This window comes from Nonomuraea aurantiaca (genome assembly GCF_020215705.1).
GTDB classification, from domain to species: Bacteria; Actinomycetota; Actinomycetes; order Streptosporangiales; family Streptosporangiaceae; genus Nonomuraea; species Nonomuraea aurantiaca.
On record NZ_JAIWNB010000036.1, the window covers coordinates 1 to 22,752 of the forward strand.

The 22,752-nt window shown below is 67.3% G+C and carries 24 protein-coding genes, 1 tRNA gene and 1 pseudogene; 12 read left to right on the forward strand and 14 right to left on the reverse strand.

Features of this window, described 5'->3' with window-relative positions:
* Window positions 1–274: 274 nt before the first annotated feature.
* Entirely contained in the window at window positions 275–1,642 is a 1,368-nt protein-coding gene (gene pdxR / locus LDL49_RS48370) for a MocR-like pyridoxine biosynthesis transcription factor PdxR (RefSeq protein ID WP_225301709.1), read from the reverse strand.
* Window positions 1,643–1,709: 67 nt separating this feature from the next.
* Between pdxR and LDL49_RS48375 the strand changes: the two genes are divergently transcribed.
* The 5 genes from LDL49_RS48375 (at window position 1,710) to LDL49_RS48395 (ending at window position 4,598) form a co-directional block, all read left to right on the forward strand.
* Entirely contained in the window at window positions 1,710–2,159 is a 450-nt protein-coding gene (locus LDL49_RS48375; protein ID WP_225301710.1) for a carboxymuconolactone decarboxylase family protein, read from the forward strand.
* A 47-nt stretch (window positions 2,160–2,206) separates the two neighbouring features.
* The gene (locus tag LDL49_RS48380) at window positions 2,207–3,460 is read left to right on the forward strand and encodes an MFS transporter (protein ID WP_225301711.1); all 1,254 of its coding nucleotides are present in this window, start codon (window positions 2,207–2,209) and stop codon (window positions 3,458–3,460) included.
* A gap of 186 nt (window positions 3,461–3,646) precedes the next feature.
* Entirely contained in the window at window positions 3,647–3,766 is a 120-nt protein-coding gene (locus LDL49_RS48385; protein ID WP_214635294.1) for a DLW-39 family protein, read from the forward strand.
* Window positions 3,767–3,782: 16 nt separating this feature from the next.
* Entirely contained in the window at window positions 3,783–4,511 is a 729-nt protein-coding gene (locus LDL49_RS48390; RefSeq protein WP_225301712.1) for an HAD-IA family hydrolase, read from the forward strand.
* 14 nt (window positions 4,512–4,525) lie between these two features.
* Window positions 4,526–4,598, forward strand: a tRNA-Ala gene (locus LDL49_RS48395).
* Window positions 4,599–4,648: 50 nt separating this feature from the next.
* On the opposite strand, the gene LDL49_RS48400 is transcribed toward LDL49_RS48395, so the two are convergent.
* The 10 genes from LDL49_RS48400 to LDL49_RS48445 form a co-directional block, all read right to left on the reverse strand.
* On the reverse strand, window positions 4,649–5,848 hold the full coding sequence (locus LDL49_RS48400; protein WP_504854025.1) for a tyrosine-type recombinase/integrase: 1,200 nt from the start codon (window positions 5,846–5,848) through the stop codon (window positions 4,649–4,651).
* Complete coding sequence (locus tag LDL49_RS48405; protein ID WP_225301714.1) at window positions 5,848–6,099, reverse strand: excisionase family DNA-binding protein; 252 nt, start codon at window positions 6,097–6,099, stop codon at window positions 5,848–5,850. The genes LDL49_RS48400 and LDL49_RS48405 overlap by 1 nt, the downstream gene beginning before the upstream one ends.
* Window positions 6,096–7,703, reverse strand: a complete 1,608-nt coding sequence (locus LDL49_RS48410; protein ID WP_225301715.1) for a replication initiator — start codon at window positions 7,701–7,703, stop codon at window positions 6,096–6,098. Before LDL49_RS48410 ends, LDL49_RS48405 begins: the two co-directional genes overlap by 4 nt.
* Before the next feature lie 68 nt (window positions 7,704–7,771).
* The gene (locus LDL49_RS48415) at window positions 7,772–7,924 is read right to left on the reverse strand and encodes a hypothetical protein (RefSeq protein ID WP_225301716.1); all 153 of its coding nucleotides are present in this window, start codon (window positions 7,922–7,924) and stop codon (window positions 7,772–7,774) included.
* A complete protein-coding gene (locus tag LDL49_RS48420; RefSeq protein WP_225301717.1) occupies window positions 7,924–9,345 on the reverse strand; it encodes an FtsK/SpoIIIE domain-containing protein in 1,422 nt (473 codons plus the stop codon). The genes LDL49_RS48415 and LDL49_RS48420 overlap by 1 nt, the downstream gene beginning before the upstream one ends.
* Before the next feature lie 84 nt (window positions 9,346–9,429).
* On the reverse strand, window positions 9,430–9,753 hold the full coding sequence (locus LDL49_RS48425; protein WP_225301718.1) for a hypothetical protein: 324 nt from the start codon (window positions 9,751–9,753) through the stop codon (window positions 9,430–9,432).
* The gene (locus tag LDL49_RS48430) at window positions 9,750–10,025 is read right to left on the reverse strand and encodes a hypothetical protein (protein ID WP_225301719.1); all 276 of its coding nucleotides are present in this window, start codon (window positions 10,023–10,025) and stop codon (window positions 9,750–9,752) included. The genes LDL49_RS48425 and LDL49_RS48430 overlap by 4 nt, the downstream gene beginning before the upstream one ends.
* Window positions 10,025–10,438: a plasmid replication, integration and excision activator gene (locus LDL49_RS48435; protein ID WP_225301720.1), complete on the reverse strand. Its 414-nt coding sequence runs from the start codon at window positions 10,436–10,438 to the stop codon at window positions 10,025–10,027. Before LDL49_RS48435 ends, LDL49_RS48430 begins: the two co-directional genes overlap by 1 nt.
* 125 nt (window positions 10,439–10,563) lie before the next feature.
* A complete protein-coding gene (locus LDL49_RS48440; protein ID WP_225301721.1) occupies window positions 10,564–11,298 on the reverse strand; it encodes a GntR family transcriptional regulator in 735 nt (244 codons plus the stop codon).
* A gap of 248 nt (window positions 11,299–11,546) precedes the next feature.
* Window positions 11,547–11,846 (reverse strand): hypothetical protein, encoded by a 300-nt coding sequence (locus tag LDL49_RS48445; protein WP_225301722.1) that lies wholly within the window; start codon window positions 11,844–11,846, stop codon window positions 11,547–11,549.
* A 284-nt stretch (window positions 11,847–12,130) separates the two neighbouring features.
* Here LDL49_RS48445 and LDL49_RS48450 point away from each other — a divergent pair, with 284 nt between their 5' ends.
* The 7 genes and pseudogenes from LDL49_RS48450 to LDL49_RS48480 form a co-directional block, all read left to right on the forward strand.
* A complete protein-coding gene (locus LDL49_RS48450; RefSeq protein WP_225301723.1) occupies window positions 12,131–13,354 on the forward strand; it encodes a helix-turn-helix domain-containing protein in 1,224 nt (407 codons plus the stop codon).
* A 32-nt stretch (window positions 13,355–13,386) separates the two neighbouring features.
* Window positions 13,387–13,866 carry an NUDIX domain-containing protein gene (locus LDL49_RS48455; protein ID WP_225301724.1) on the forward strand — a complete coding sequence of 160 codons (480 nt, stop codon included), beginning with the start codon at window positions 13,387–13,389 and terminating at the stop codon, window positions 13,864–13,866.
* A 638-nt stretch (window positions 13,867–14,504) separates the two neighbouring features.
* Window positions 14,505–15,020: a hypothetical protein gene (locus tag LDL49_RS48460; RefSeq protein WP_225301725.1), complete on the forward strand. Its 516-nt coding sequence runs from the start codon at window positions 14,505–14,507 to the stop codon at window positions 15,018–15,020.
* A 734-nt stretch (window positions 15,021–15,754) separates the two neighbouring features.
* Window positions 15,755–16,051, forward strand: a complete 297-nt coding sequence (locus LDL49_RS48465; protein ID WP_225301726.1) for a nucleotidyltransferase family protein — start codon at window positions 15,755–15,757, stop codon at window positions 16,049–16,051.
* Window positions 16,041–16,478, forward strand: a complete 438-nt coding sequence (locus tag LDL49_RS48470; RefSeq protein WP_225301727.1) for a HepT-like ribonuclease domain-containing protein — start codon at window positions 16,041–16,043, stop codon at window positions 16,476–16,478. The genes LDL49_RS48465 and LDL49_RS48470 overlap by 11 nt, the downstream gene beginning before the upstream one ends.
* A gap of 181 nt (window positions 16,479–16,659) precedes the next feature.
* On the forward strand, window positions 16,660–17,046 hold the full coding sequence (locus tag LDL49_RS48475) for a DUF6247 family protein (RefSeq protein ID WP_225301728.1): 387 nt from the start codon (window positions 16,660–16,662) through the stop codon (window positions 17,044–17,046).
* A 366-nt stretch (window positions 17,047–17,412) separates the two neighbouring features.
* Window positions 17,413–18,429, forward strand: a pseudogene (locus LDL49_RS48480) (AfsR/SARP family transcriptional regulator); the annotation flags it as partial.
* Between the two features lie 2,043 nt (window positions 18,430–20,472).
* Here LDL49_RS48480 and LDL49_RS48485 read toward each other — a convergent pair.
* The 3 genes from LDL49_RS48485 to LDL49_RS48495 form a co-directional block, all read right to left on the reverse strand.
* Window positions 20,473–21,309: an ABC transporter permease gene (locus LDL49_RS48485; protein ID WP_225301729.1), complete on the reverse strand. Its 837-nt coding sequence runs from the start codon at window positions 21,307–21,309 to the stop codon at window positions 20,473–20,475.
* Complete coding sequence (locus LDL49_RS48490) at window positions 21,306–22,361, reverse strand: ATP-binding cassette domain-containing protein (protein WP_225301730.1); 1,056 nt, start codon at window positions 22,359–22,361, stop codon at window positions 21,306–21,308. Before LDL49_RS48490 ends, LDL49_RS48485 begins: the two co-directional genes overlap by 4 nt.
* 96 nt (window positions 22,362–22,457) lie before the next feature.
* Entirely contained in the window at window positions 22,458–22,712 is a 255-nt protein-coding gene (locus LDL49_RS48495) for a DNA-directed RNA polymerase subunit beta family protein (RefSeq protein WP_225301731.1), read from the reverse strand.
* Window positions 22,713–22,752 lie beyond the last annotated feature (40 nt).

Here is a 22,752-nt window from a genome sequence, read left to right on the forward strand (position 1 = left end):
AGCCTGCGGACCTTGACCGGTTGCGTCACCTGGCCTCCTGAGCGCCGATCGAACGTGATCAGCACCATCCAATCGGCAGGAGCGACTTACACGCCAACCCGGTGATCGTTTCCGGTCACAGCACTAGTGGGGTCGGGCGTCCGTTCTTCCTCTCCCCAGATCCTCCCGGCCCCCGGATCCTCCGGCCTTCCGGATCCCCCGAAGGGGGTATCTCTCCATAAGGACCCCAGCCACCACAGACCGTCACAGGGATCGAGACAGTCGTGTAACGGTGTCAGACCAGGGCTTCCTTCAGGATGTTCAGCCCCTCGGCGATCTCGGCTTGCTGGATCGCGCCGTACCCCAGGACCAGGCCCTGCTGGGCAGGAGTCTCACCGCAGTAGGCATCGAGTCGTTCTATGGCGAGCCGGGGAGCCGAGCGTACGGACACCCCGGGGGAGAAGCGGGCGCACAGGTGCAGGCCCGCGACCGAGGGGACCAGGCGCAGGCGGTCGTCGCCGACGAGGGTGCCGACGACGAGGGCGTGCCGGGCGGCGTACTCGCGGGTGGCCTTCCTGATGTGCCTGGCCAGCAGGCCCTCGTCGATGAAGCGGGCCAGCGCGGCCTGCGTGGGCAGCTCTCCGTGGCAGTCGCTCAGCTGCCTGGCGGCGCGCAGCGCGGGCATGAGCGAAGCGGGGGCCACCAGGAAGCCGAGGCGCAGCATGGGCAGCAGCGTCTTGGAGAACGAGCCGACATAGATGACCCGCCCCGACCGGTCCAGGCTCTGGAGCGGCTCCAGCGGCCGGTCGCCGAAGCGGAACTCGCTGTCGTAGTCGTCCTCGACGATCACGCCGCGCCGCCGCTCGGCCCAGGCCAGCAGCGCGGCGCGGCGTGCCAGCGACATCGGGGTGCCGAGCGGGAACTGGTGGGACGGGGTGACGTACACCAGCCGGGCGGCGTTCGGGATGGCGGTCACGTCGATGCCCTCACCGTCCACCGGGACTCCGGCCACGCGGGCGCCCAGCGAGCGGAACAGCCGGCGCGCGGGCGGGTAGCCCGGTTCCTCGACCGCCACGCAGGCGCCGGGATCGATGAGCACCCGGCCGATGAGGTCGAGTGCCTGCTGGGCGCCGTTGGTGATCAGGACGTCGTCGGCGCCGGCTCGTACGGACCGGCTGATACCTATATGTCGTGCTATTGCGTCCCTGAGGGCTTCGTGGCCGGAAGGATCGGCATAGCCGGCGAGGCTGGCGCGCAGCTCACGGGCCACCAGCCGGCGCCACGTCTCCATCGGGAACAGTCGGGGATCGGGCACCCCCACGCGGAAGTCGTACTCGTGGCCGGCGGTGGGTGCACCGGCGGTCAGGGACCGCCAGATGGCGCGGGGTCGTACGACGCCTTGAGGTGCCGACCTGGCGCGTACCCGGTCCGCGGAGACGAACGTGCCCGCGCCAGCCCGGCCGACGAGGAAGCCGTCGGCCACCAGCCGGTCGTAGGCGACCGCGACCGTGTTCCGGGAGATCTCCAGCCGCCGGGCCAGCTCGCGGGTCGGCGGCAGGCGTTCGCCCGATCTGAGCCGGCCGTCGAGGATCGCGTCCAGTAACTGCCGATAGACCTGTGCGGCCAGGTCACCCCGGCCATGAAGACTTATATGGACATCCATCTTGGCCCAATCATTTACCCCAAAATTGGAGCTTATATCGGGACAAGGTGGTCCTTAGGGTGGAGCCATGACACAGCGCATGAACCTCGGCGAACTCGCCGGAGAAGCCTATAAAGCCATGGTCGGCCTCGACCGGTACGTCCGGCACAGCACCCTGCCCGCACCCCTGCTGGAGCTGGTACGTCTACGCGCCAGCCAGATCAACGGCTGCGTCTACTGCGTGGACATGCACAGCGCCGACGCCAAGCAGGCGGGCGAGTCCGATGCCAGGCTGCACGCCGTGGCCGTGTGGCAGGAGGCCCCCTTCTTCACCGACCAGGAACGCGCCGCCCTGGCCTTCACCGAGGCCGCCACCAGGCTCTCGACCGACGACGTCACCGACGAGATCTGGCAGCAGGCCGCCGAACACTTCGACGACCAGGAACTCGCCGCGCTGGTGGTGGCCGTCGCCACGATCAACGCCTGGAACCGGATGGGCGTGGCCACCCGCATGACCCCCGAGTCGTACAAGGGCTGACCAGCTGACCACGGGTGCCACCCCCTACCGCGACGGGACCTGCGACGATGACTACGACGGGACCGACTCCGGGACCCACTCCCGGATCCACGACGGCGAGCAAGCGGGCGAGCAGGCGGTCGAGCAGGCGGCTCCTCGTACAGGCGCAGCTGGCGAACTCGATCGGCGACGGCGCCTACCTGGTCACCTCGGCGCTCTATTTCGCCAGAATCGTCGGCCTGTCGGCGACGGAGATCGGCTTAGGGCTCACGCTGGGCTGGGCCGTCGGCACCGTCGCGGGCGTCCCCCTCGGCCACCTGGCCGACCGCCGCGGCCCCCGTGGAGTGGCCGTCCTCCTCGCCCTGACGACCGCCGTCGCGGTCACGTCGTTCCTGTTCGTGCGGTCGTTCGCGCTGTTCATCCTGGTCGCCTGCCTGTACGGCACCGCGCAGACCGGCCTGTCCGCGGCCCGCCAGGCGCTGCTGGCCGGACTGATCGAGCCGGACAAACGCACCGAGGTCCGGGCCGTACTCCAGTCCACGATCAACGGCGGCCTCGCGGTGGGCGCCGCGCTCGGCGGGTTCGCGCTGCACCTGGACACGCGAGAGGCGTACCTGACGGTGTTCGCGGTGGACGCCGTCAGCTTCCTGGTCGCCGCCCTCCTGTTGCTGCGGCTGCCCACCGTCGCCCCGATCACCGCCACCGCCGGTCCGAAGCTGGCCGTGCTCAGGGACCGGCCGTACGCGGTGGTCACGCTGATCAACGCGGTCATGCTCTTCTACATGCCGCTGCTCAGCCTGATCGTCCCCCTCTGGATCGTCCAGCGCACCACGGCACCGACCTGGCTGGTCTCGGCCCTGCTCCTGGTCAACACGGTGAGCGTGCTGCTCTTCCAGGTACGGATCGCGCGGCGGGTCAGGGGCCTCGCCGACGCCTCCCGATCGGTGCGGCACGCGGGCGTGGTCATGCTGGCGGCGTGCGCGGTGTTCGCGATGTCGGCCATCGGGTCGTCGGCCTGGCTCGCCGCGCTGATCCTGCTCGCCGCGGCCATGCTCCAGGCGTACGGCGAGATGCTGCTCGGAGCGGGCTCCTGGGAGATCGGCTTCGCCCTGGCTCCGACGGACAAGCAGGGCCAGTACCAGGGCTTCTTCGGGACCGGGACGGCGGTGGCCAGGATGCTCGGCCCGGTCATCCTCACCACCCTCGTCATCGGCGGGGGGACGCTGGGGTGGCTGCTGGTCGGCGGCCTGTTCGTGGCGGCCGGCGCCGCGATGGGCCCGGCCGTCAGGTGGGCCTCCCGCAACCGCTACGGTTTGACATGATCTACCTGGTGTCCGAGATGGGACGGCACAACCAGTCCCACCTGGGCTTGTTCATTCGTTCTTTGCACATCCGGTACATCTGGTTCGTGCACAACACAAGGACCGCAGCCATCCCTTGCTAGGCTGCATGTCAACCGTTGGGTCTCACCCCGGCAGGTGAGGCCGTCGAAGAAGTGGGGTCACACCGTGAAGAAGCTTGTCGTTCTGGCGCTGATCGCCCTTGGGGGGCTGCTGGTCTGGCGCAAGGTGCAGGCTGACCGCGCCGAGCTCGATCTCTGGACCGAGGCCACCGGCAGCGAGAACTAACCGACCTGGCGAGGCGATGAATGACGTCGTCCAGATAAAGCTGGCGTGCCTGGACCTGGCCGGCACAACAGTCGGAGACATCGCCATGGTCGAGCGGGCTTTCGCCGAGGCGATAGCCACTCAGGGCATCGTCCCCGGGACCGGCGCGTATGCGCGTGCCATGGTGCACGTGCACCGGTCCCGGGGCTGTCCCAAGATCGATGTCTTCCGAGGGATCTTCCCCGGCAACGAGGCCCAGGCTCAGGCAGCGAACCTGACGTTCGAGCGCTCATACGAGGGTGCGCTCGACCGAGCAGGTCTCGTCCCCATGCCCGGAGTCATCGAGGTCCTCGACAAGCTCCGCGGCTCCGGCCTGAAACTGGCCCTGATCACCGGCTTCAGCCGCGTCACCCTGAGCCGCGTCCTCAGCGTCCTCGGCTGGCACGACAAGATCGACCTCGCCATCTGCCCCGAAGACGCCGGCGGCCGCGGCCGCCCCTGGCCCGACATGGTCCTGCACGCCGTACTCCGCCTCGGCATCGAGGACGTACGACAGGTGGCGGTCATCGGCGACTCGGAAAGCGACATGCTCTGCGGCCGCCGAGCCGGCGCCTCGGTAGTGGCCGGCGTGATGACCGGCGTCCACAGCCGGGAGCGACTCCTCAAGGGAGGCGCCACCCACATCCTGGACTCGATCGCCGACTTCCCTGGCTTGATCTTGAGCGAAGACCCGAGTAGGCAGCAGATGGGTGTCGGGGGCCGGTAAGCTATCTTCGTCGAGGGGCCTTAGCTCAGTTGGCAGAGCGCCTGCTTTGCAAGCAGGAAGTCAGGAGTTCGAATCTCCTAGGCTCCACACATAGAAAAGCCCAGGTCATCGGCCTGGGCTTTTGATCTTTCTGAGGGCTATTTCTGGTCCCGTGCCCGTTGCGTGCCCGATGGCTTGTCGAGCGCGCCACGTGCCAGGTCGTTGAGCTTCTGGGCGACCTCTCGTTGGCGCTCATCGGTGGAGTGCTGGTAGATGATCGCGGCGCGGGTGCTGGAGTGGCCCATGCGGGTCATCAGGTCTCGGATGGACGCGCCCGCGTTGGCGGCGAGCGTGTTGCCCGTGTGCCGCAAGTCGTGAAAGTGGATCTTCGGCAGGTCCGCGTCCTGGAGTGCCTTGGCCCAGACGCGGCGGTTGAAATTGGTGTTGCGGATCGGGCCGTCATCGGGACCCGCGAAGATCAAGCCCTCTGGCCCGTCCTGGGTGAAGTCCTTCACGTGCGCCCGTAGCTCATCGATGATCAGGTCGGGTATCACTACGGTGCGCTTGCCCGCTGCCGACTTGGGAGGGGTGAAGATCAGGCCCTTGCCAGTGATCTGGATCAACTGGCGTTCCACCCGGACGGTTCCGGCGTCAAGGTCGACGTCTCGGCGCTGGAGTCCGGTGATCTCGCCCCATCGCAGGCTCGCGAAGGTGCCCAGTAGGACGAGCGCCCGGTATCGGTGTTCGATGACATCAACGATCCGGTACACCTGGGCTACCGAGAGGACCGGACGCTCGGGAGACTGTTCCTGGCCAGCGCCCTTGATCCGGCACGGGTTGCGCCTGATGACCTGGTCATCCACGGCCGTGGTGAGAATGGCCTTGAGCAGCCGGTATGCCTTGGCGACGGTGACCTCGCTGACGCCCTGGTCGAGCAGCTTCTTCCGCCACCGCCTCACATGCGGTTCCTTGATCTCGTTGAGCGGCTTGTCCTCGAAGGTCGGGGCGATGTGTTTGCGAAGCAGGTAGCCGTACAGCTCCACCGTCCGGGGGCGCAGTCTGGGCCGCTCGTTGATCCAGTCTCGCGCGTACTTGCCGAGTGCGATCTTTCCGGCGTCCGGGTCGATCCAGTCGTCTTCCAAGATCTGCGCTTCGGTCTTGGTCAGCCAGACCTCAGCATCGGTCTTGGTGGCGAACGTCTGAGGAGCCGGACGGTCTATACCGTCAGGACCGGCATACCTTGCTTGGAACCGGCCGGACGGCAGCTCACGGACGCGGCCAAAGCGCCTCTTTGCGGGCTTCCTCCTGCGGGAACGGCGGGGTTCTTCCTCTGGCGTGGCAAGTGCGGGCTTGGCCATTACGCGGCCCTCCTGCGGCGCGTGGTGATCGGTGCGACGAGTCCCGCAGCAATGAACGCCTCAAGGGCTGCTTCGGGGATGCGGACGTTACGTCCGACGTGGATGAAGGTGATCCGCCGTTCCTCGATCAGTCGGCGAGGGAAGCGGACCGAGGTGTTCAGCCGTTCGGCGGCCTGTTCGACGGTGAGCAGACGTCCCCGAGCGATCTCCGGGAGCAACGACACCGGCTCTTGCCCGAGTTGCCCCTTCATGCCGCCCGCCCTGATTGCTCAGTTGCCGAAAGATCTTGACCGTCTGCTTGGGCTTGGAGTTGGGCCATGTGGGCGCGCCAGCGTTGCCGTTCGGCCACCGACCGGAGGAGTCGGACAGCCAGCGGTGCGACGTTGGCGTCTCCGGCCGGGACGGGCTTCCAGACGTAGCGATGCGGGTCGGCTGGCTGGTTGCTCTGGCCGAGGGCTTCCAGAACCCAGGTACGGCGGTCTTGCTTGTGTTCGGCCAGGGTCTTGTTCGACCACTTGCGGGAGACCAGGACGCGTCGTCCGGCGTAGCCGAGGTGGTCGGGCTTGTGGGCCTTGCCCCGGCACCTGCCCGGCGTCATGCCCGGCTTGGCGTCCTTGGGCTGGACGCCGTAGCGCAGCCAGTTGGGGCAGGTGGGCGAGCAGGGCTCGAAGCGCAACGCCTCACCCATCCGCGCGGCGTGATCTTTCTGGGCTTGGTCGTCGGGGTTGAGGCTGTCACTGATCGATTTGGTCAGGTATTTGGACAGGTAGCGGATGCACTGGTCGGCATCCGGGGTGCCCGCCAGGACGCCCTGAACATCGACCTGGACGCCGAAACGGGACACGTGCAGCGGTTCGGCCGTCTGGTCGAGGGCCTGGTCCCAAGTGGGCAGCACCTCGCCGGTTGCGGGGTCGAGGTAGCCGACGCCGTCTTCCCACACCGGCAGATGCTCGCCGTCGAAGACCACGTCATCGGCCGCAGGCCACCACACCTGGTGGTAAGTCGCTGCGGCGATCTGCTTGATCTCCGCACGGGGCAGGGTGCCCCGAATCGCCATGTGCAGGTGTGGAGCCAGCCGCTTCTGAGGTTCCACGGCCGCGAAGTACTGCACGTCATAGCCCGCCACACGGCGCAGGTTCTGTACGAACCGGTCCACCAGCTTGGCGAAGTGCAGCGCGTCCCGAGCGGCCCGCGCATAGTCGTAGGTGTCTGGATCGACGGGCACGCCGTTCCTGACCTTTCCGTAGGACGGCAGGGTGAGAGTGAGGAACAGCGACGGCCGGTAGGTCTTGCCGTTCGAGCTGGTGAATGTCCGTCCCAGCGTGGTTTCCGTCATGGCGCGCTTGGGCAGGTCCGGGGCATCCTGCCGCCGCCTGGTCGAGCGGTTGCGCTTGGCAGCGGTTCGGCCGAGCACGTTGCCGCGCATGCCCGCCTCGTTGATCTCGGTGTCGATGCCCGCGATGGCGGCGTCCCAGTCGGCCGTGTCCTCACCTGCGGACGCGGCTTCATCGCGCTGGGCTTGGGCGTCGGCCCGGAATTCGATCAGCCAGCGCTGCCCGTCGTTCGGCTCGTCGGGGGTGATGGCGGGTTCGTGGTCGAGGTGCCAGCCTTCCCGGCATTGGGCCATGCGGAGTTGTCGGTTGCGCTTGGCGCACGGCGGGCACTTGGCTTCCAGGGTGGCGCCGCAGGGTGCGTCCACGAGTTCCCACTGTCCGGTGTGGGTGTCGAGTCGTTTGAGCGGGACGGGCCGGATGCACACGCCGTGTTGCTTGGCGACCTCTACGGCTACCTCACGGGCCAGCGGCCTGGCCATACGCAGGGCGCGAGGTGTGGCGCGGTCGGTCGCTCCGGCCACCGGCCCACCCACTTCGCGGCCCCTTTGGGGTCCTTCGGATTGCGCCGGCCGCTCCGCTTGCCAGCCAGTCATGATCCCTGCCCTTCGCCGATCTCGGGGAAGACCATCGCGGACTGTCCGCACTCGCGGCACTCGACCAGCTCGCGAGCGGAGTCGAGCCGCAGCGCGTTGAGTGTCTGGCAGACCGAGCAGCGCAGTCCGTCCAGGAAGTGAGCCAGCATCAGCGCTCACCGCCCGCGTAGGTAGCGACCATGGCGCGGATGTCGGCGTCGGCGACGAACGCGGCGCGGACCCGGATCGGATCAGGTGAGGTTTCGAGCCGGACGTAGCCGACGCCCGCGCCCTGCTCCGGGATCGGGGAGATGTGGTCGGCCAGCGCGCCGCGATCCCTGGCGCCGTCGCCGAGCACCATGTCGACTTGTTCGGACTCGTCCAGCCGTAGGGCGATCTTGTCGGGGAACAGGTTGCGGATGTTCATGACCTCTTTGCGCGGGTCCTGAAGCGCGGCCAGGACGCCGATGCCGACCGCGCGGCCTTGGGTGGTGAGGGTGGCCAACGCTGCGGAGATGCGCCGTTTGAGGTCCTTGTCGGCCTGGTAGGCGGTCAGGAACGCCACCTCGTCGACGACGACTAGGACGAAGGGGTCTTCCACGGTCGGAGTGTGGGAGCGCTGTGATCCGGCGAAGCGTGCGGCGCGTTCCTGCATGACCTTGACGGCCGCTTCCAGGAGATCGGCGCAGTCGGCCGGATCGGCGGCGTACCGGTCGCCGAACAGGGCGCGTCCGAAGGACAGTTCCATCAGTTTGGGGTCCAGCGCCCAGAGCTCGACCAGGCCCGCCCGGACGGCAGGCAGGAGGGCGCGGATGGTTGACCAGATGATCGACCCTTTGCCTGCCCCGGTGGCACCGGCGACCAGGATGTGGGTGCCGAGGATCTTGAGGAGCCAGGGGGTGCCGTCTTCGCGCTTGCCGATCTCGATCGGCCCCACGGTTGGTGTCTCGGGCACGGGAAGTGCGGCCAGTGGCACGGCGAGGGGATCGTGTCGGGGGAAGGTGAGCAGCAGCCGACCGGCCTTGACGATCGCGACCCGGCACGAGGGCGAGCCGAAGCCGTGCGCGAGGTGGTCGATGCGATCGGACCAGTCCTTGACGGCTTGTCCGTCGAGCATGCGGACGGTGACCTGGTCGGCCCAGGACGTGCAGGTGACCTTGACCAGCCGGGGCAGGTACTCGCGGCCCCTGATGTGCTTGCCGAGCCCGGACACGATCATGACCGGTTGCCAGTGGCGCCGATAGATCCAGATGAGCCGCCACCAGGCCAGCAGCCGCCAGCCGAGCAGGTGCACGAACGATGTGCGGTCGGTGAGAGCCCAGGCCAGCAACCCGACCGGGATCGGAGTGAGCAGCAGAAGCGCGGCGCGCCAGCCGTACAACCACATCAGCGCAGCCGGGATGAGCACGGCCAGCACGGCGACCGGATGCCGCCAGGTGGTGCGAACGAGCCCGGCAAGCAGCCGCCACGCGAGGATGATCAGAGTGAGGATGGCCGGGGTGGTGACCACGGCCGGGCGGAAGACTACGGCGGTGTCGGGGGTGGTGGTGACGAGGTTGCGTGTCTCGTCGCCGGGAAGCTTGCGGAACATATGCTGGGAACCTCTCGTGAGTGAGATCAGGGAGAACCAAGGGGCCGCCGGAAGTTGGCGCTTCTGGCGGCCCCGCCTTGCCTGTCAGGCAGCCGTTTCGCTGACGGCCTTGCTGGTCGTGTCGGACGACGACTGGTCGGCGCGCAGGCGCTCGCAATCGGCCAGGTAGCGGGTAGCGGCGTCGAGCAGCTCACGCGCCAGGCTCACGTCCTGGTCGGTGACCGGTCCGCCGCCCGTGGTCGAGATCATCACGTCCGCCTCACAGGTGGACAGGTGCACTACCGGGCGAAGACCCTCGACCAGCAGCGTCCCCACGCGCATGTCGGAGGTGTGGAAGTGGACGCTGAGCTGGGGCTTGTCGTTTCCGTACATGGCCAGAGTCGTGTAGGTGTAGGGCTGGTTACTCATCGCCCGGTCACCACCTGTCGGGCCGGGAGGCCCCGGAACATCCGCTCGACCGAGACGGCGAAGCCAGCGGTCTGTTCGGCGAGTTGGCGGGCGAAGTCCACGTCGGCCGCCGTGATCCGGTTGGCCGTGGCGGTGGTGACGAGCACCGAGGTTGCGCCGAAGTCGAGCATGAGCACCGGAGTGCGCAGCCGGTAGGGCCGGTTCTCGGCGCGGGCGCCGGCAGAGGTGTTGAGGTTGATCACGCTGGTCGGGCGCTTGCGTGTCGTGCCCATCAGACTGCTACCTCCTTGTTGACGGTGTGCTTGCTGGCGGTGCGCGGAGAGCGCATCTCGCGCGCTCGGATCGAGTAGGCCAGTCGGCCCTGCTGGTTGACGTAGGGGGTGACACTCATGCCGCCGAACTCGACCGGTGTGAACGGCAGCCCCGCCATAGGCGCCGGGGGAATCGGCTGAACGGAAGAGATGACCTTGACCGCCACCGTCTTCTGAGACGCCTTGACGGTCGGGTCGGCGTCCATGACCGCGATCTGCCAGACCGGCTCACCGCTGTGCTTGTCGCGTGCCTGGACCTCGCGCCCGCTGGTGGAGGCGTCGAAGTCGCGGACTGGCTCGACCTCGCCCACGGCGTAGCAGCCGGAGGGGAAGACCTGGTCGAAGGCGATCGGGATAGGTCCTTGCAGGGCCATCGTAGAGCCTCCTGATCTGTCAGCATCTTTAAATGCTTCAACCTGACCTATCAGGTTGTGATCTGAAGGTACGACGGGTTACCTGTCATGTCAAGTACGAGTAAGGGGAATATCTGTCCGGTTGGCTAGGCCAGAGGATATACGTCCCGAAGCTCGTGGCGATCGCCTGGTAGGACCGCGTCTACCAACTGTCGGGGATGTCCAGCCGCATCGTGCCCGGTGACGGCCAGGTTGAGGACTGGCGCGCCATTCTCGATGCCCAGCGTTGCCGCTTCATCGGGGGTGGCCGAGCGTGAGCGCGTTCGTTCGATCGCATAGTCCAGACGCAGTTTCTTGCGTCCGTACAGGTGTCGACGAATGCCTTCGTCCAATGGCTCGGGTGAGGAGAGCTTGGTTCCTGCCACCAGGTCGAGCGGAAACCAGGCCGAGACCAGCTCGATCGGGCCGTCCTGATCGCTGATCACATACTGTCGCAGGAACGCCTTGGCGCCTGGCGGGATCTCCAGCAGAGTTGCGACCTTGAGGGGGGCGACTACGATCCCGGCTTGCAGGAGCTCGGCCGAGGTGTCCGACTCGGACTCGTCGAGGAGGCGTTGGCCAGGTGAAGAGCGCTGATCGGTGATGCTGGGGACCTTGCCACGCACGAAGGAGCCGCGTCCGGTCTGTGTCTCGATCCACCCTTCCTGGCGGAGTAGCCGAAGGGCCTCGATCACAGTCGGTCTCGATACGTCGAACTCAGCGACAAGCTGATGCTGGGAAGGCAGGAGGGTGCCGGGCGGGTACGTGCCGTCTTGGATGCGCGATCTCAGTGCGTTGAGCACCCGCTCGTACTTCAAGGTGTCCTCGTCGCGCTTGGGCATGACAGCTTCCCCAATATCTTGCATATGACCTGTCAGGCTGACAGTAGCACTACACAGGGCTCCTGCCATCCCCACCCAATAGTTGGCAGTAGAGCCCGGCAGAGCCATTTCCGGGGTCTGGAGAAGCGGAACCCGCACGGGGGAAGGGATTCACGCGGCTCTGCCGGGCACACAAGGCACGACGGGGAGGGAAGGACCCGGACATCACAGAGCTTCATCCGGGCGTTCAACCTCACCGCCGCGCCCGCTTATGAACCCTCGTCGCGCCTTACGTGGGCGGCAAGGACTTCGGCCGCTCCCTCGATGTCGTCGACCAGGTGTCGCTTCTCGGCGTTCTGCCACGAGAAGTAGCGACCGCCATACCCAACGAAGACGTGCACCGGCAGGCATGGCTGCGGACCGTAGACCAGCAGGGCTTCCAGCTCAGGGCGCAGGTTGGCCACCACACGTTCGGTCTCGATGAGCCGGCACTGGAGCCTCTCCAGCAAGATCAGCTCAAGGGAGGGTGGTTGCTGAAACGCCGCCAGCCTCATGAACAGCATGTTCATCAAGAGCACCGCCCGCAACCTGCGCAGTCGGCACACTGAACCATGGCGCCCACAGCCATCCGACCGTCCAAGGACCGCGTGCCGTATGTATGACGTACCTGTGCGTAGAGCCAGCCGGTACCCCGACAGGCGGAGCAGTTCGGTATGTCGTGCCGCTCGTCCACGATGGCCCTCCGTGCGATGGACGGAACTGCTGGTAGCGGTGACACTAGATCGCAGCGGAAGTGCCGACCCGGAAGGATTTTCCGGGTTCCAGAATTCGATATGGCGAGGTCGGAGCAGGCATGCGCGGCATGACAGATCACCTGACCATCGGCGAACGCGTTGCCTGGTACCGGAAGCGGCGCGGGATGGCGCAAGAAGTCCTCGCAGGCTTGATCGGCCGTACCCCCGACTGGCTCAGCAAGGTCGAGAACGACCACATCGACCTTGACCGCCTGTCCGTGATCAAGTCGCTCGCCATCGCACTTGACGTGTCTCTTGGCGATCTGCTCGCCGAGCCGTCCTTGCTGGAATGGACGCCGGAAAGCGGAGAGCGGACCATTCCCGCACTACGGGCAGCGATCACCGACTATCGCCAGCTTTCGCCGCTCACATCGCTGGTCCAAGCGGGCGATCCGGTCAGCCTCACCGAGCTACGAGCCGAGATCGCCGATGTCTGGGACGCCTACCAGGAGTCTCGTTACGGACTCGTCGTACGGCGATTGCCCGCGCTGCTCATGCAGGCCCAGCACGCCGCCGTGGCCTACGACGGCGACCAACGACTACGAGCTCAGGCGCTGCTCGGCCAGGCGTACCACGCCGCAGCGACCATCCTGGTGAAGATCGGCGAGCACGATCTCGCATGGATCGCATCCGAACGCGGCCTGACCCACGCACAGAACTCCGGCGACCAGCTCGTGATCGCCTCCCTCTTCCGCTCTGTCACACACACGCTGCTTTCGAGCGGTCGCTACGCCGCCGCCACCCAGCTCACCAGCGACGTTACCGGTCTGCTGGACAACCAGCTCAGCACTGCGACACCGGAGCTGCTCTCGGTGCATGGGACGCTACTGCTGGCAGGATCCATGGCAGCCGCCCGAGCCGAAGACAGAGCGACCGTCCGCAGCTTTCTCGCCGAGGCCGAGGAGTCCGCACGCAGACTCGGAGGCGACGCCAACCACGTCTGGACCGCATTCGGCCCCACCAACGTCGCCATCCACCGCGTAGCCACGGCCATCGAGCTCGGAGATCTCCAGATCGCCGTGGACATCGGCCCCGACCTTGACACCAGTGCCATGCCAATCGAGCGCCGGGCGCGTCACGGCCTAGCCGTGGCTCAGGCGTTCAGCAAGTGGAACCGTACGGACGAGGCCCTCGATGCGATTCTCGCCGCCGAGCGCATCGCACCCGAGCAGGTACGGACCCACTTCCTGAGCCGTCAACTCGTCCTGACCTGGATACGCCGACAGAAGGGAAAGCCCAGCCGCAGGCTCGCCGATCTTGCCCAACGTCTTCACGTCGCATGACGACACCGGCCGAACATCATAGGGTCGAGATCATGAGCGACCAAGGGACCACCGCACCTCCCATGGCCAGCGCCCGAGCAGCTGCGGGCGTCCTGTTCTTCGACGAACACGGTCGTGTGCTGCTGGTGAAGCCGACCTACAAGAACTACCTCGACATCCCCGGCGGATACATCGAGCCGGGGGAGACTCCCTTCCAAGCCTGCGTGCGCGAAGTTCAGGAAGAACTCGGCATCCAGCCACGCATCGGGGATCTACTCGTCGTCGACTGGGCTCCACACCCCAAGGAAGGCGACAAAGTCCTGTTCATCTTCGACGGCGGAATCCTCAGCCCCGAGATGCGGAGCAGGATCACCTTCCCCGACGGGGAACTGTCCGGCTACGACTACCACGCACCCGAGGAACTCGACGGCCTACTGATCGAACGCCTCGCCGGCCGCGTATCTGCCGCGATCACCGCCCACACCATTGGTCACACTCTCTACCTCGAACACGGCCAGAGAGTGCCGGACTAACTCGCGAATCTTGCCGAATTGTTCTCATTGGTATCAAGCGGCGGCGCGCCGCGCCGCCGTACAGCGGCTCGCCGCTTGCCCGCCGCCCGGGCATGCGGCCTGGGGGCCGGTCCCGGACGGCAGCAGCGCGAGCCGCTACGCCGACCACCGCACCCGCCGTACCAAGCGAACCCGCCGACGTGAGCGCCCCGCCCCCGCACATGATTAGCCGCACCGTCGCCGGCCGAACTCGCTCGCGCTCGCCCTTTGGGTGCCCACGGCATTCCGCCGGCCACGCTGCTCTGTCCATCGTGCCTGCGGTTCAAGCTGCCTCCGGCGGGGGCCTCAGGCTCCGAGATGATCGAGGCCAACACGGGCTGTCAATGGCTGAGGTGTGGCTGATCTTCCCGTCGCCGTCGCCCAGGACAAGCCGAGCAGACCAGGGGGCAGGGGCGAAGGTCGTTCTTCCAGCGGGGAGCTCCACCTTCACCCCTGCCCCCTGGCCCGCTTCCCCTGACGGGTGGGGCGACGGCGACGGGAAGATCAGGCGGCGCAAGGCTTGCGAAGTTGCAGTGGCCCGCTGCTCTTTCGCACAAATGTACGCATCCTCTAATCTGGCGTCGCTCAAGCACACATCAACGTGAGGCCGGAGTCTCTACATGGGCGTCCTGTACGACTACTACCGAGCTGTGGACCGCGAGGCGGCGATAGTTAGACCAGACCTTGGACGCGCCGCCGGGGTTCGAATCCTGCCAGGCGAGCCTGTGTTCGACGGGGTGGACGCGAAGGGCATCGACCCGACAGTAATCCTCGCCCAGCTCATTGGGTTCATCCGAGGCGTCCCCTGGTCGAGTGATCTCGTCGATGTGATGACGCTCTACCCGCCGCGAGAAGGTGCACCCACGACCGATGAAGAGTGGGACGCGTTGCCGGAGGACTCTCCATACCTGGACGGTCCAGGGATCGAGGAACTGTCGATATCCGTACGCGACACTCTCGCCGATGTCGATGATGAACGTCTGCCCGAACTGGCGAGACAGTGGACGGGGATCGAGGAGTTTCGCATCGGACACGTCGACAGCGACTATCTGCTGTCGCTCATCGAAGCCCTCGTGGGCTTGGCGCGTCGTGCCAAGAAAGAAGATCAGTTGCTCTATTGCTGGGTCTGCGTGTGAGTTGCCGCGTAGGCGTGCCCGTCGCGTGCCCGATGGAGCGGCGATCAAGGGGGAATCGCGGGGAATCACGGGAAGCGTGATCAGCGCCGTGAGCTGTGTCTGTGCAGGTCGAGCAAGATCGTCGTACGTGTTTGCAAGCAGGAAGTCAGGAGTTCGAATCTCCTAGGCTCCACTCTCTTCGTGTAGGTGGGCCGGGTGGCACCCACCCGTTGCCCGTCTGGGTGGTTGACCGTGGAAGCCCGCCCCGAGCGGTCCTCGCTATCGCTCGGGCTGTTCTTCCTGGCGCGCCTTCGGCGCACAACGGTCTTCGCAATGGGGCGCTTCGCGCAGGGGGCTCAGGCGCTCCTTCCAGTCGGGCCGAAGCCCCGACCCCTGGAGGACTTCGCTCCGCTCAGACGCTTTGTCCTCTTGTGTGCAGGCTTCGCCTGCGTCTTCTACGTGGCCGTTAATCTGGGGTTCGCTGGAAAGTTCCTGCTGGCTCTGCGACTTCCCGCGGCCACGCCGCTCCCCCAGCCGAGAAGGGGCATTTCGCAGGCGGAAGCAGTGACGGCCCGATGCCTAGCGTGGCTTCCAACCTTCGCTGGGCGCCCCCGTCGTACCGCACCCGATCGGTCACGACCCAGAGACACTACGAATTCAGCCTGTGTGCGGTGACGCCCGACTGGTGGAGGGAAGATGGGGCCGAATCGTGCGGCGTCGCAGTTGAGGTGGCATCCTGGAAACCAGGAGGTGCCATGAGTGTTGACTTCACGACCGTCTACGCGCAGTTGGTCAAGCTGTGCGAGAGGTACGGGATTGCCGAGTTGGCTGTTTTTGGCTCGGTTGCTCGTGGCGAGGACGAAGACGGCAGTGACATCGACCTCCTTTATGTTCTGAAGCCTGACAGCAACATCGGGCTTGAGTTCTTCGCGTTCCAGGAGGAACTGGAAGATCTGCTGGGCCGTAAGGTCGATGTGGTCTCCAAGGAAGGTCTCCACTGGGTCATCCGCGACCAGATTCTTACCGACGCCCGGGTGCTGTATGCAGCGTGAGGGCCTGTATCTGGTGGACATCGTGGAAGCCGCCAGGAAGATCGCCTCATACCTCGAAGGCGTCTCAGCTGAGGTGTGGGCTGCTGACTCGATGCGCCGCGACGCAGTTATATGGCAGCTTTCCATTATCGGTGAGGCTGTCGGAGGGATCTCGGACGAGACCCGAGCTTCCACCCCCGAGATCCCGTGGAAGCTCATCAGAGGGCTGCGCAATAACGTGGTCCACCGATACTTCAGCGTCGACTGGAAGATCGTGCACAGCGCTGCCACAGTGAACGTTCCCGACTTGGAACGGCAAGTGCGAGCTCTGCTTCAGCATGCCTATCCGGATCTCTTCAGGCGCCTGGAGCATGAGGAATCACGCGCCTCTGCCGATTCCTCCGACGATGAGCACACCGAGCCCTCAACCAGTTCGGATCTTCACTGACTTCTCCCCGCGCGGTAGAGAAACCCACAGAAGGCCGTCGGATGGTGGGGCGGGACACTGCGTGGGGGGTGTACAGCGGCGGCCTACAGCAACACCACCTCACACGATCACACGCCACCAGACCGCATACGCCCCCGTCGCGTCGCCGAAGGTCTTGCCGCGTGGGTGACGGAGCGAGAGCATGATGGCGCGCTTTCCTGCTCAGGAAGATAAGTTGGTCGGCATGACCGGTCAGCCTGTGGAGCCCGTTGCGCCTCGTGATCCAGGTGAGGATCCGGCCGCGATCTTCGAGGCGCTTCCGGCGTCGCACCGTGCCCGGTTCCGGGCGGAGTACGACGAGGCTTTGGAGGCCGCGCACGACTTGGCCCGCTTCAAGCAGGTGCAGACGTTGTTGCGTCAGTGGCGCCTGCGTGCGATCGCTTACGCCCGCCCGGGCTATGAGGAGGCCGTCCAGGACGCTCTCCAGAACCGTACGGAGATGTTCACTCGCTACACCCCGCCGGAGTGGCAGGACCGGGTGCGAGCTAGAAGTTCGATGGCTTCCACGGACGCGCACTCTACGAGCTGAACGGTCTTCCCGAGAAGGTCCGCGACGGCCCACTGTTGGAGCGTCTTCTTGCACACCTCCGCGATCCGTGGGACGCGGTCGCGGAACACGCCAGTCCCGACCGCGAACTAAGCGCGCTGCTGCGCTCCCGCGAACCTCCCGCGAACTGACCTCGCCGACTACGGTGACACCGCCGCACAGATCGCGGCAGAAGAGTGCCTTGCAGGCCGTCGCGGCCTCTCGAGATGCCCTCGGTCACGCTCCGCACCGGTGACTCGTCCGTAAGCTGAGGGTGTGTCCCCCGCACTCGTCCTGCTCGACGACGTCCGCTGGCGAGGTGTGCGCGTGGTCGGCGATCGCGCGCAGACCCTGCTGGCCGTACTCGCCATGCACGGCCACGCGGGAGTCAGTGTCGAGCGCCTGGTCGAGGAGTTGTGGCCCGACGAGGAGCCGGCCAACCCGACAAAGGCGCTGCAGGTGGTCGTCTCGCGGACCCGGGCGGTGACCTGCGCCGACGTCGTGGTGCGGATCCCGCGTGGTTACCGGCTCGGGCTGCCCGCGGGTCAGGTGGACGCGCTGCTGCTCGGCGCGCTGGTGGAGCAGGCGCGGGCCGCACTGGGCGAGGACGACATGGTGCTCGCGCGTCGCCGCGCCGAAGAGGCCATGGCTCTCGTGGCCGGCGGCTCGGATGGTGCCACGGGCGCGCTCGCTGAGCTGAGAGGCGTCGCGGCAGGGTGGGTGGCCGAGGCGCGGCGGGTGGCGGCGATCGCGCGGGGCCGGAGCGGCGCTCACGAGGGCGCGCTGCCGCTGCTGGAGGAGGCCGCGGCCGATCGGCCACACGACGAGGAACTGCTCGCATGCCTGCTGCGCAGCGAGGCCGCCGTACGAGGTGCCGCCGCCGCTCTGGAGCGTTACGAGCGGTATCGCGCGGGCCTTGTCGCGCGGCTCGGCACTGGACCAGGGCCTGAGCTCGCCCGCGTGTACGCCGAACTCCTCGTCGCCGATCGGCCGGTACGTGAGGGCATCTTGTTCGACGGTTCCTCGCTGCTCGGCCGCGAGGGCGACATCCGTGCGGTGCACGCCCTGTTGCAGACCAACCGGGTGGTCTCCATCATCGGCCCTGGCGGACTGGGCAAGACGCGGCTGGCCCATGTCGTCGGCAGGAACGCCACGCAGCCCGTCGCTCACTTCGTCGAGCTCGTCGGCGTCTCCTCGCCGGATGGCGTGGTGGGCGAGGTGGGCTCGGCGCTCGGGGTTCGGGACTCGGTCAGCGGGCGTCGTGTCCTGACCGCCGCGCAGCGCTTCGACGTACGCACCCGGATCGCCCAGCATCTCGACCAGGCTCCGGCGCTGCTGATCCTGGACAACTGCGAGCACGTGATCGAGGCCGTCGCCGACCTGGTGGCGTTCCTGACCGTGACGACCCGCGACCTGCGGGTGCTCATCACCTCGCGCGCTCCCTTGTCGATCCCCGCCGAACGCGTCTACCTGCTCGGCGAGCTGCCAACGGGCGACGCGGTGGAGTTGTTCCGCCAGCGCGCCACGGCCGCCCGCCCGGGTGTGCGGATCGACGAGGAAGTGGTCGAGGAGGTCGTCGCCCGCCTCGACGGGCTGCCGCTCGCGATCGAACTGGCCGCGGCCAAAGTGCGGGTGATGTCGGTGGCGGAGATCGCGCGGCGCCTGGCGGACCGATTCACCCTGCTGCGCGGGGGAAACCGTACGGCCCCCGACCGGCACAAGACGCTGCTCGCGGTCATCGACTGGTCGTGGAACCTGCTGGAGGAGCCAGAACGGCGGGCGTTGCGCTGGTTGTCGCTGTTCGGCGACGGTTTCACGCTGGCCGCGGCCGAGCACGTACTCGGCCCGGACACCCTGCGCGCCGTGGACGCGCTGGCCGAGCAGTCGATGCTGAGCGTTCGCGAGACGACGTACGGCCTGCGCTACCGGATGCTGGAGACCGTCAGGGAGTTCGGGCGGATGCGGCTGAAGGAGGCCGGCGAGGAGGCGACCGCCCGGGCGGCGCAGCGGGCCTGGGCGACGGCGTACGCCCTCGAACACGCCTTCGCGCTGTTCAGCCCGGCGCAGTTCGCGGCGGCCGACGCGTTGCACGCCGAGGAGAGCAACCTTGCCGAACTGCTCCGGCAGGCTCTCGGCGAGTCCGATCCCGTCACGACGGTCCAGTTGCTGGCCGGCGTCGGCGCGTTGTGGTCGATCCGTGGCGATCACTTCCGTGTCTTCGTTCACCGGGACGCGATCATCGAGGTGATCACCGACTGGGTGCCGCCGCCGTACCTCGTCGAGGTGACCAGGGCCGCCATGCTGATCGCGCTCATGAACATCATGATCGTCAGTGACCGCCGCGACGATCCGCTGCGCGATCTCCTCCGTACGCTGCCCACCAGCGACACGACGGATCCCCGCTTGGCGGCGGTGGCCACGGTGCTGGTCGCGTGCGACGTGCCCGATGGCGCCGACATGCGCCGCCGGCTGGCGGAGTTGTGCCGGAGCGTCGACCGTGACGTGGCCTTGGCGGCGATGCAGATGAACGTCCAAATCTTGGAGAACGCGGGAGACGTGACCGAGGCGGTCGAGGCCGCCGAGCGAACCCTGACGATGATCCGCGAGGAGGAGGGGCCGTGGTCCACCGCGATCATGCACGCCGTGCTGGCCCACCTGGTCATGCAGCTCGGCGACCGTCGGCGGGCGGTCGGATACGCGCGGACCGCCATCCCGGCGCTGAGCCGGCTCGGCGCCACCGACGACGAGACCCAGCTCCGCGCGCTGCTGCTGGTCTCCGCGCTCGCCGACGGCGATCTCGACACCGCGGAGGCCGAGCTCGCCGAGATCACCCGGATCAACGACAACGAGGCAGTACTCGGCGGGGTGGCGATCGTCTCGTTGTGCGCGGCCGAGCTCGCCCTCGCCCGCGGCGAGACGGCCGCCGCGCTGGCGGAATACCGCCTGGCCGTCCAGCGGGCGCACGACCTGCGCCTGCCCGGGGTGCCGCGTGCGGAGCTCACGCCGTGGACGGTCATCGCGGTGTCGGCCACCCTGACGGCGTACGCGTACCACGCTCCTCCGGAAGACGTCCGGTACGGCGAGGAGTTGTTCTCCACCGTCGGGGGCTACGACCTGCTGACCGTGAAGAATCCCATCCTCGACTATCCGGTGTGCGGCTCGATGCTCTTCGCGCTCGGCGCTTGGGGGCTGCTGCGGGGAGCTATGGACCCCCCCGACGCGATCAGGTTGCTGGTGCTGGCCGAGCGGTTCGCGTACAACGGCAGCATGCCCTGCATGGCCTTCGAGCGGATCGAACCGTACGCGGAGCGGGCCGTGCCCGGGATGCTCGCCGTCGTTCGGGCCGAGTACGGCGATCGACGTGGCTCCGACCTGCTCGACGAGGCGCGCGGTCTCGTTGAGCAGGTCTCCGGCCGTGACGGGCGCAGGTCACATGTGCCGCTTGTAACTGCGTACCGACAGCGGCGCGAAGATCGCGATGACGATCAGGCACGCCAGGAGCGTCCAGGCCACCTCTCCGCTGACGAGGGCGCTGTTGGCGAGGTCGCGGGCGGCCGTGACCAGGTGTGAGACCGGGTTGATCCGTACGAACGCGGCCAGCCAGCCGGGCAGGGTCTCGACGGGGACGAACGCGTTCGACAGGAAGGTCAGCGGGAACAAGATCATCATGGAGATGCTCTGGACGGCCTGGGCGCTCCGGGCGATCGTGCCGACCCAGGTGAAGACCCAGGCCAGAGACCAGCCCGTAATGATCGCCAGCAGGACCGCGGCGAGCACGCCGCCCGCTCCGCCGCCCGGGCGGTAGCCCATCACCAGGCCCATGCCGAAGGTCAGAGTGGCCGCGATCGTGTAGCGCAGCAGGTCGGCCACCATTGGGCCGGCGAGCGGCGCGATCCGGGCGATCGGCAGCGACTTGAACCGGTCGAAGACGCCCTTCTCCATGTCCTCGCGGAGTTGCGTGCCCGTGGCCATGCATGTCGTCAGCACGGTCTGGGCGAGGATGCCGGGAATCATCAGGGGGAGGTAGCTCTGCACGTCGCCGGCGATGGCGCCACCGAAGATGAAGGCGAACATCGCGGTGAACAGGATGGGCTGCAGCGCCACGTCGAAGAACTGCTCCGGGTTGCGGCGCATCTTCTTGAGCGCCCGCCACGCCATCGCCAGGGTCTGGACGATCGTCTCCCCCGTGGAGACGCGCCGCCGGGCGGCCGCCACGCGGTCGGCGGCCCGGACCGCCTCGCGGGCGGGTGCGGTCATGGTGCTCATCGGTTCTCCTCCGTGCTGATCTCTATGTCGCTGATCTCTGTGTCGCTGATCTCCTCGTCTCCGTCCGCCCCGTGGCCGGTGAGGGCGAGGAACACCTCGTCCAGGCTGGGCTTGGCCACGCTCACCGAGGAGATCGACACCCCGGCGGCGCGCAGTGCGATCAATACGTCCGCGGCCAGGTCGGCCTGGTCGAGGGCGACGTTGAGGCGGCCCTGCTCCGGGCTGAGGACCGGGTCGGAGCCGAGGACGCGCCGCACGACCTCCACGGCGGTGGGCGCCTCGTCCGGCTCGGCGAGCACCAACTGGAGGGCGGAGTTGCCGACCGCTGTCTTCAACTCGTCGGGGGTGCCCTCGGCGACTTTGCGGCCGTGGTCGATGACGGCGACGCGATCGGCGAGCTGATCGGCCTCGTCCAGATATTGCGTGGTCAGCAGTACGGTGCAGCCGTCGGCGACCAGACCGCGGATGGTGTCCCACATCTGGCCGCGCGTGCGCGGGTCGAGACCGGTGGTCGGCTCGTCGAGGAAGATCAGCGGTGGCCTGGTGATCAGGCTGGCCGCCAGGTCGAGGCGCCGCCGCATGCCACCGGAGAACTGCGCGATCGGTCGGTCGGCCGCCTCCTCCAGGTCGAACTGGCCCAGCAATTCGACGGCGATGCGCCGGGCGCGCGGCGCGGCGATGCCCTGCAGGCGACTGAAGAGCCAGAGGTTCTCGCGGGCGGTCAGGTTCTCGTCGACCGTCGCGTACTGTCCGGTGACGCCGACCAGCTGGCGGATCATGTGCGGGTTGCCGGCCACGTCGACCCCGAAGATCTCGGCGCGGCCCGCGTCGATCTGCAACAGGGTGGCCAGCATCCGCAGCATGGTGGTCTTGCCGGCGCCGTTCGGGCCGAGGACGCCGAAGATCTCACCGGGGCGTACGTCCAGGTCGATCCCGTCGACGGCACGGTGCCCGCCGAACGTCTTGGCAAGCCCTTCCGCACGTACGGCCAGATCGGTTCCTCCGCCGGAGGCCGGGCCGCCCCCGGTACGTCCGAGTTTTGTGATGCTCATGGCTTCACTCTCGGCGGCGCCGGTTTCACGGCACCCTCGGCTGGTTTCACCGGTTGCCGTGCAGCAGCCCTGTACAGCAACATCGACGCGCCCAGATCAGGACAAGGTGTCCTTGATCGCGATCTGGCCATCTTCGATCGCGAACTTCTGGTTGGCGTTGTTGGGGTCGCACTGCCACTGGTACATCAAGGTGCCGTTGCCACGGTTGTTGCTGACGTCGACGCACATTGCGGTCCCGACGGGGACGGTGCGGTTGGCGGGCTCTTGACCGGCGGCCATCGCAGGCAGAGCGGTGATCGCGCTCATGGTGGTGGAGATGACGGCGGCGGCCAGCAGATGGCGAGCGAGCATGGGTGCCTCCAGAAGAGTTGATCAAGACTCGAGCACCATG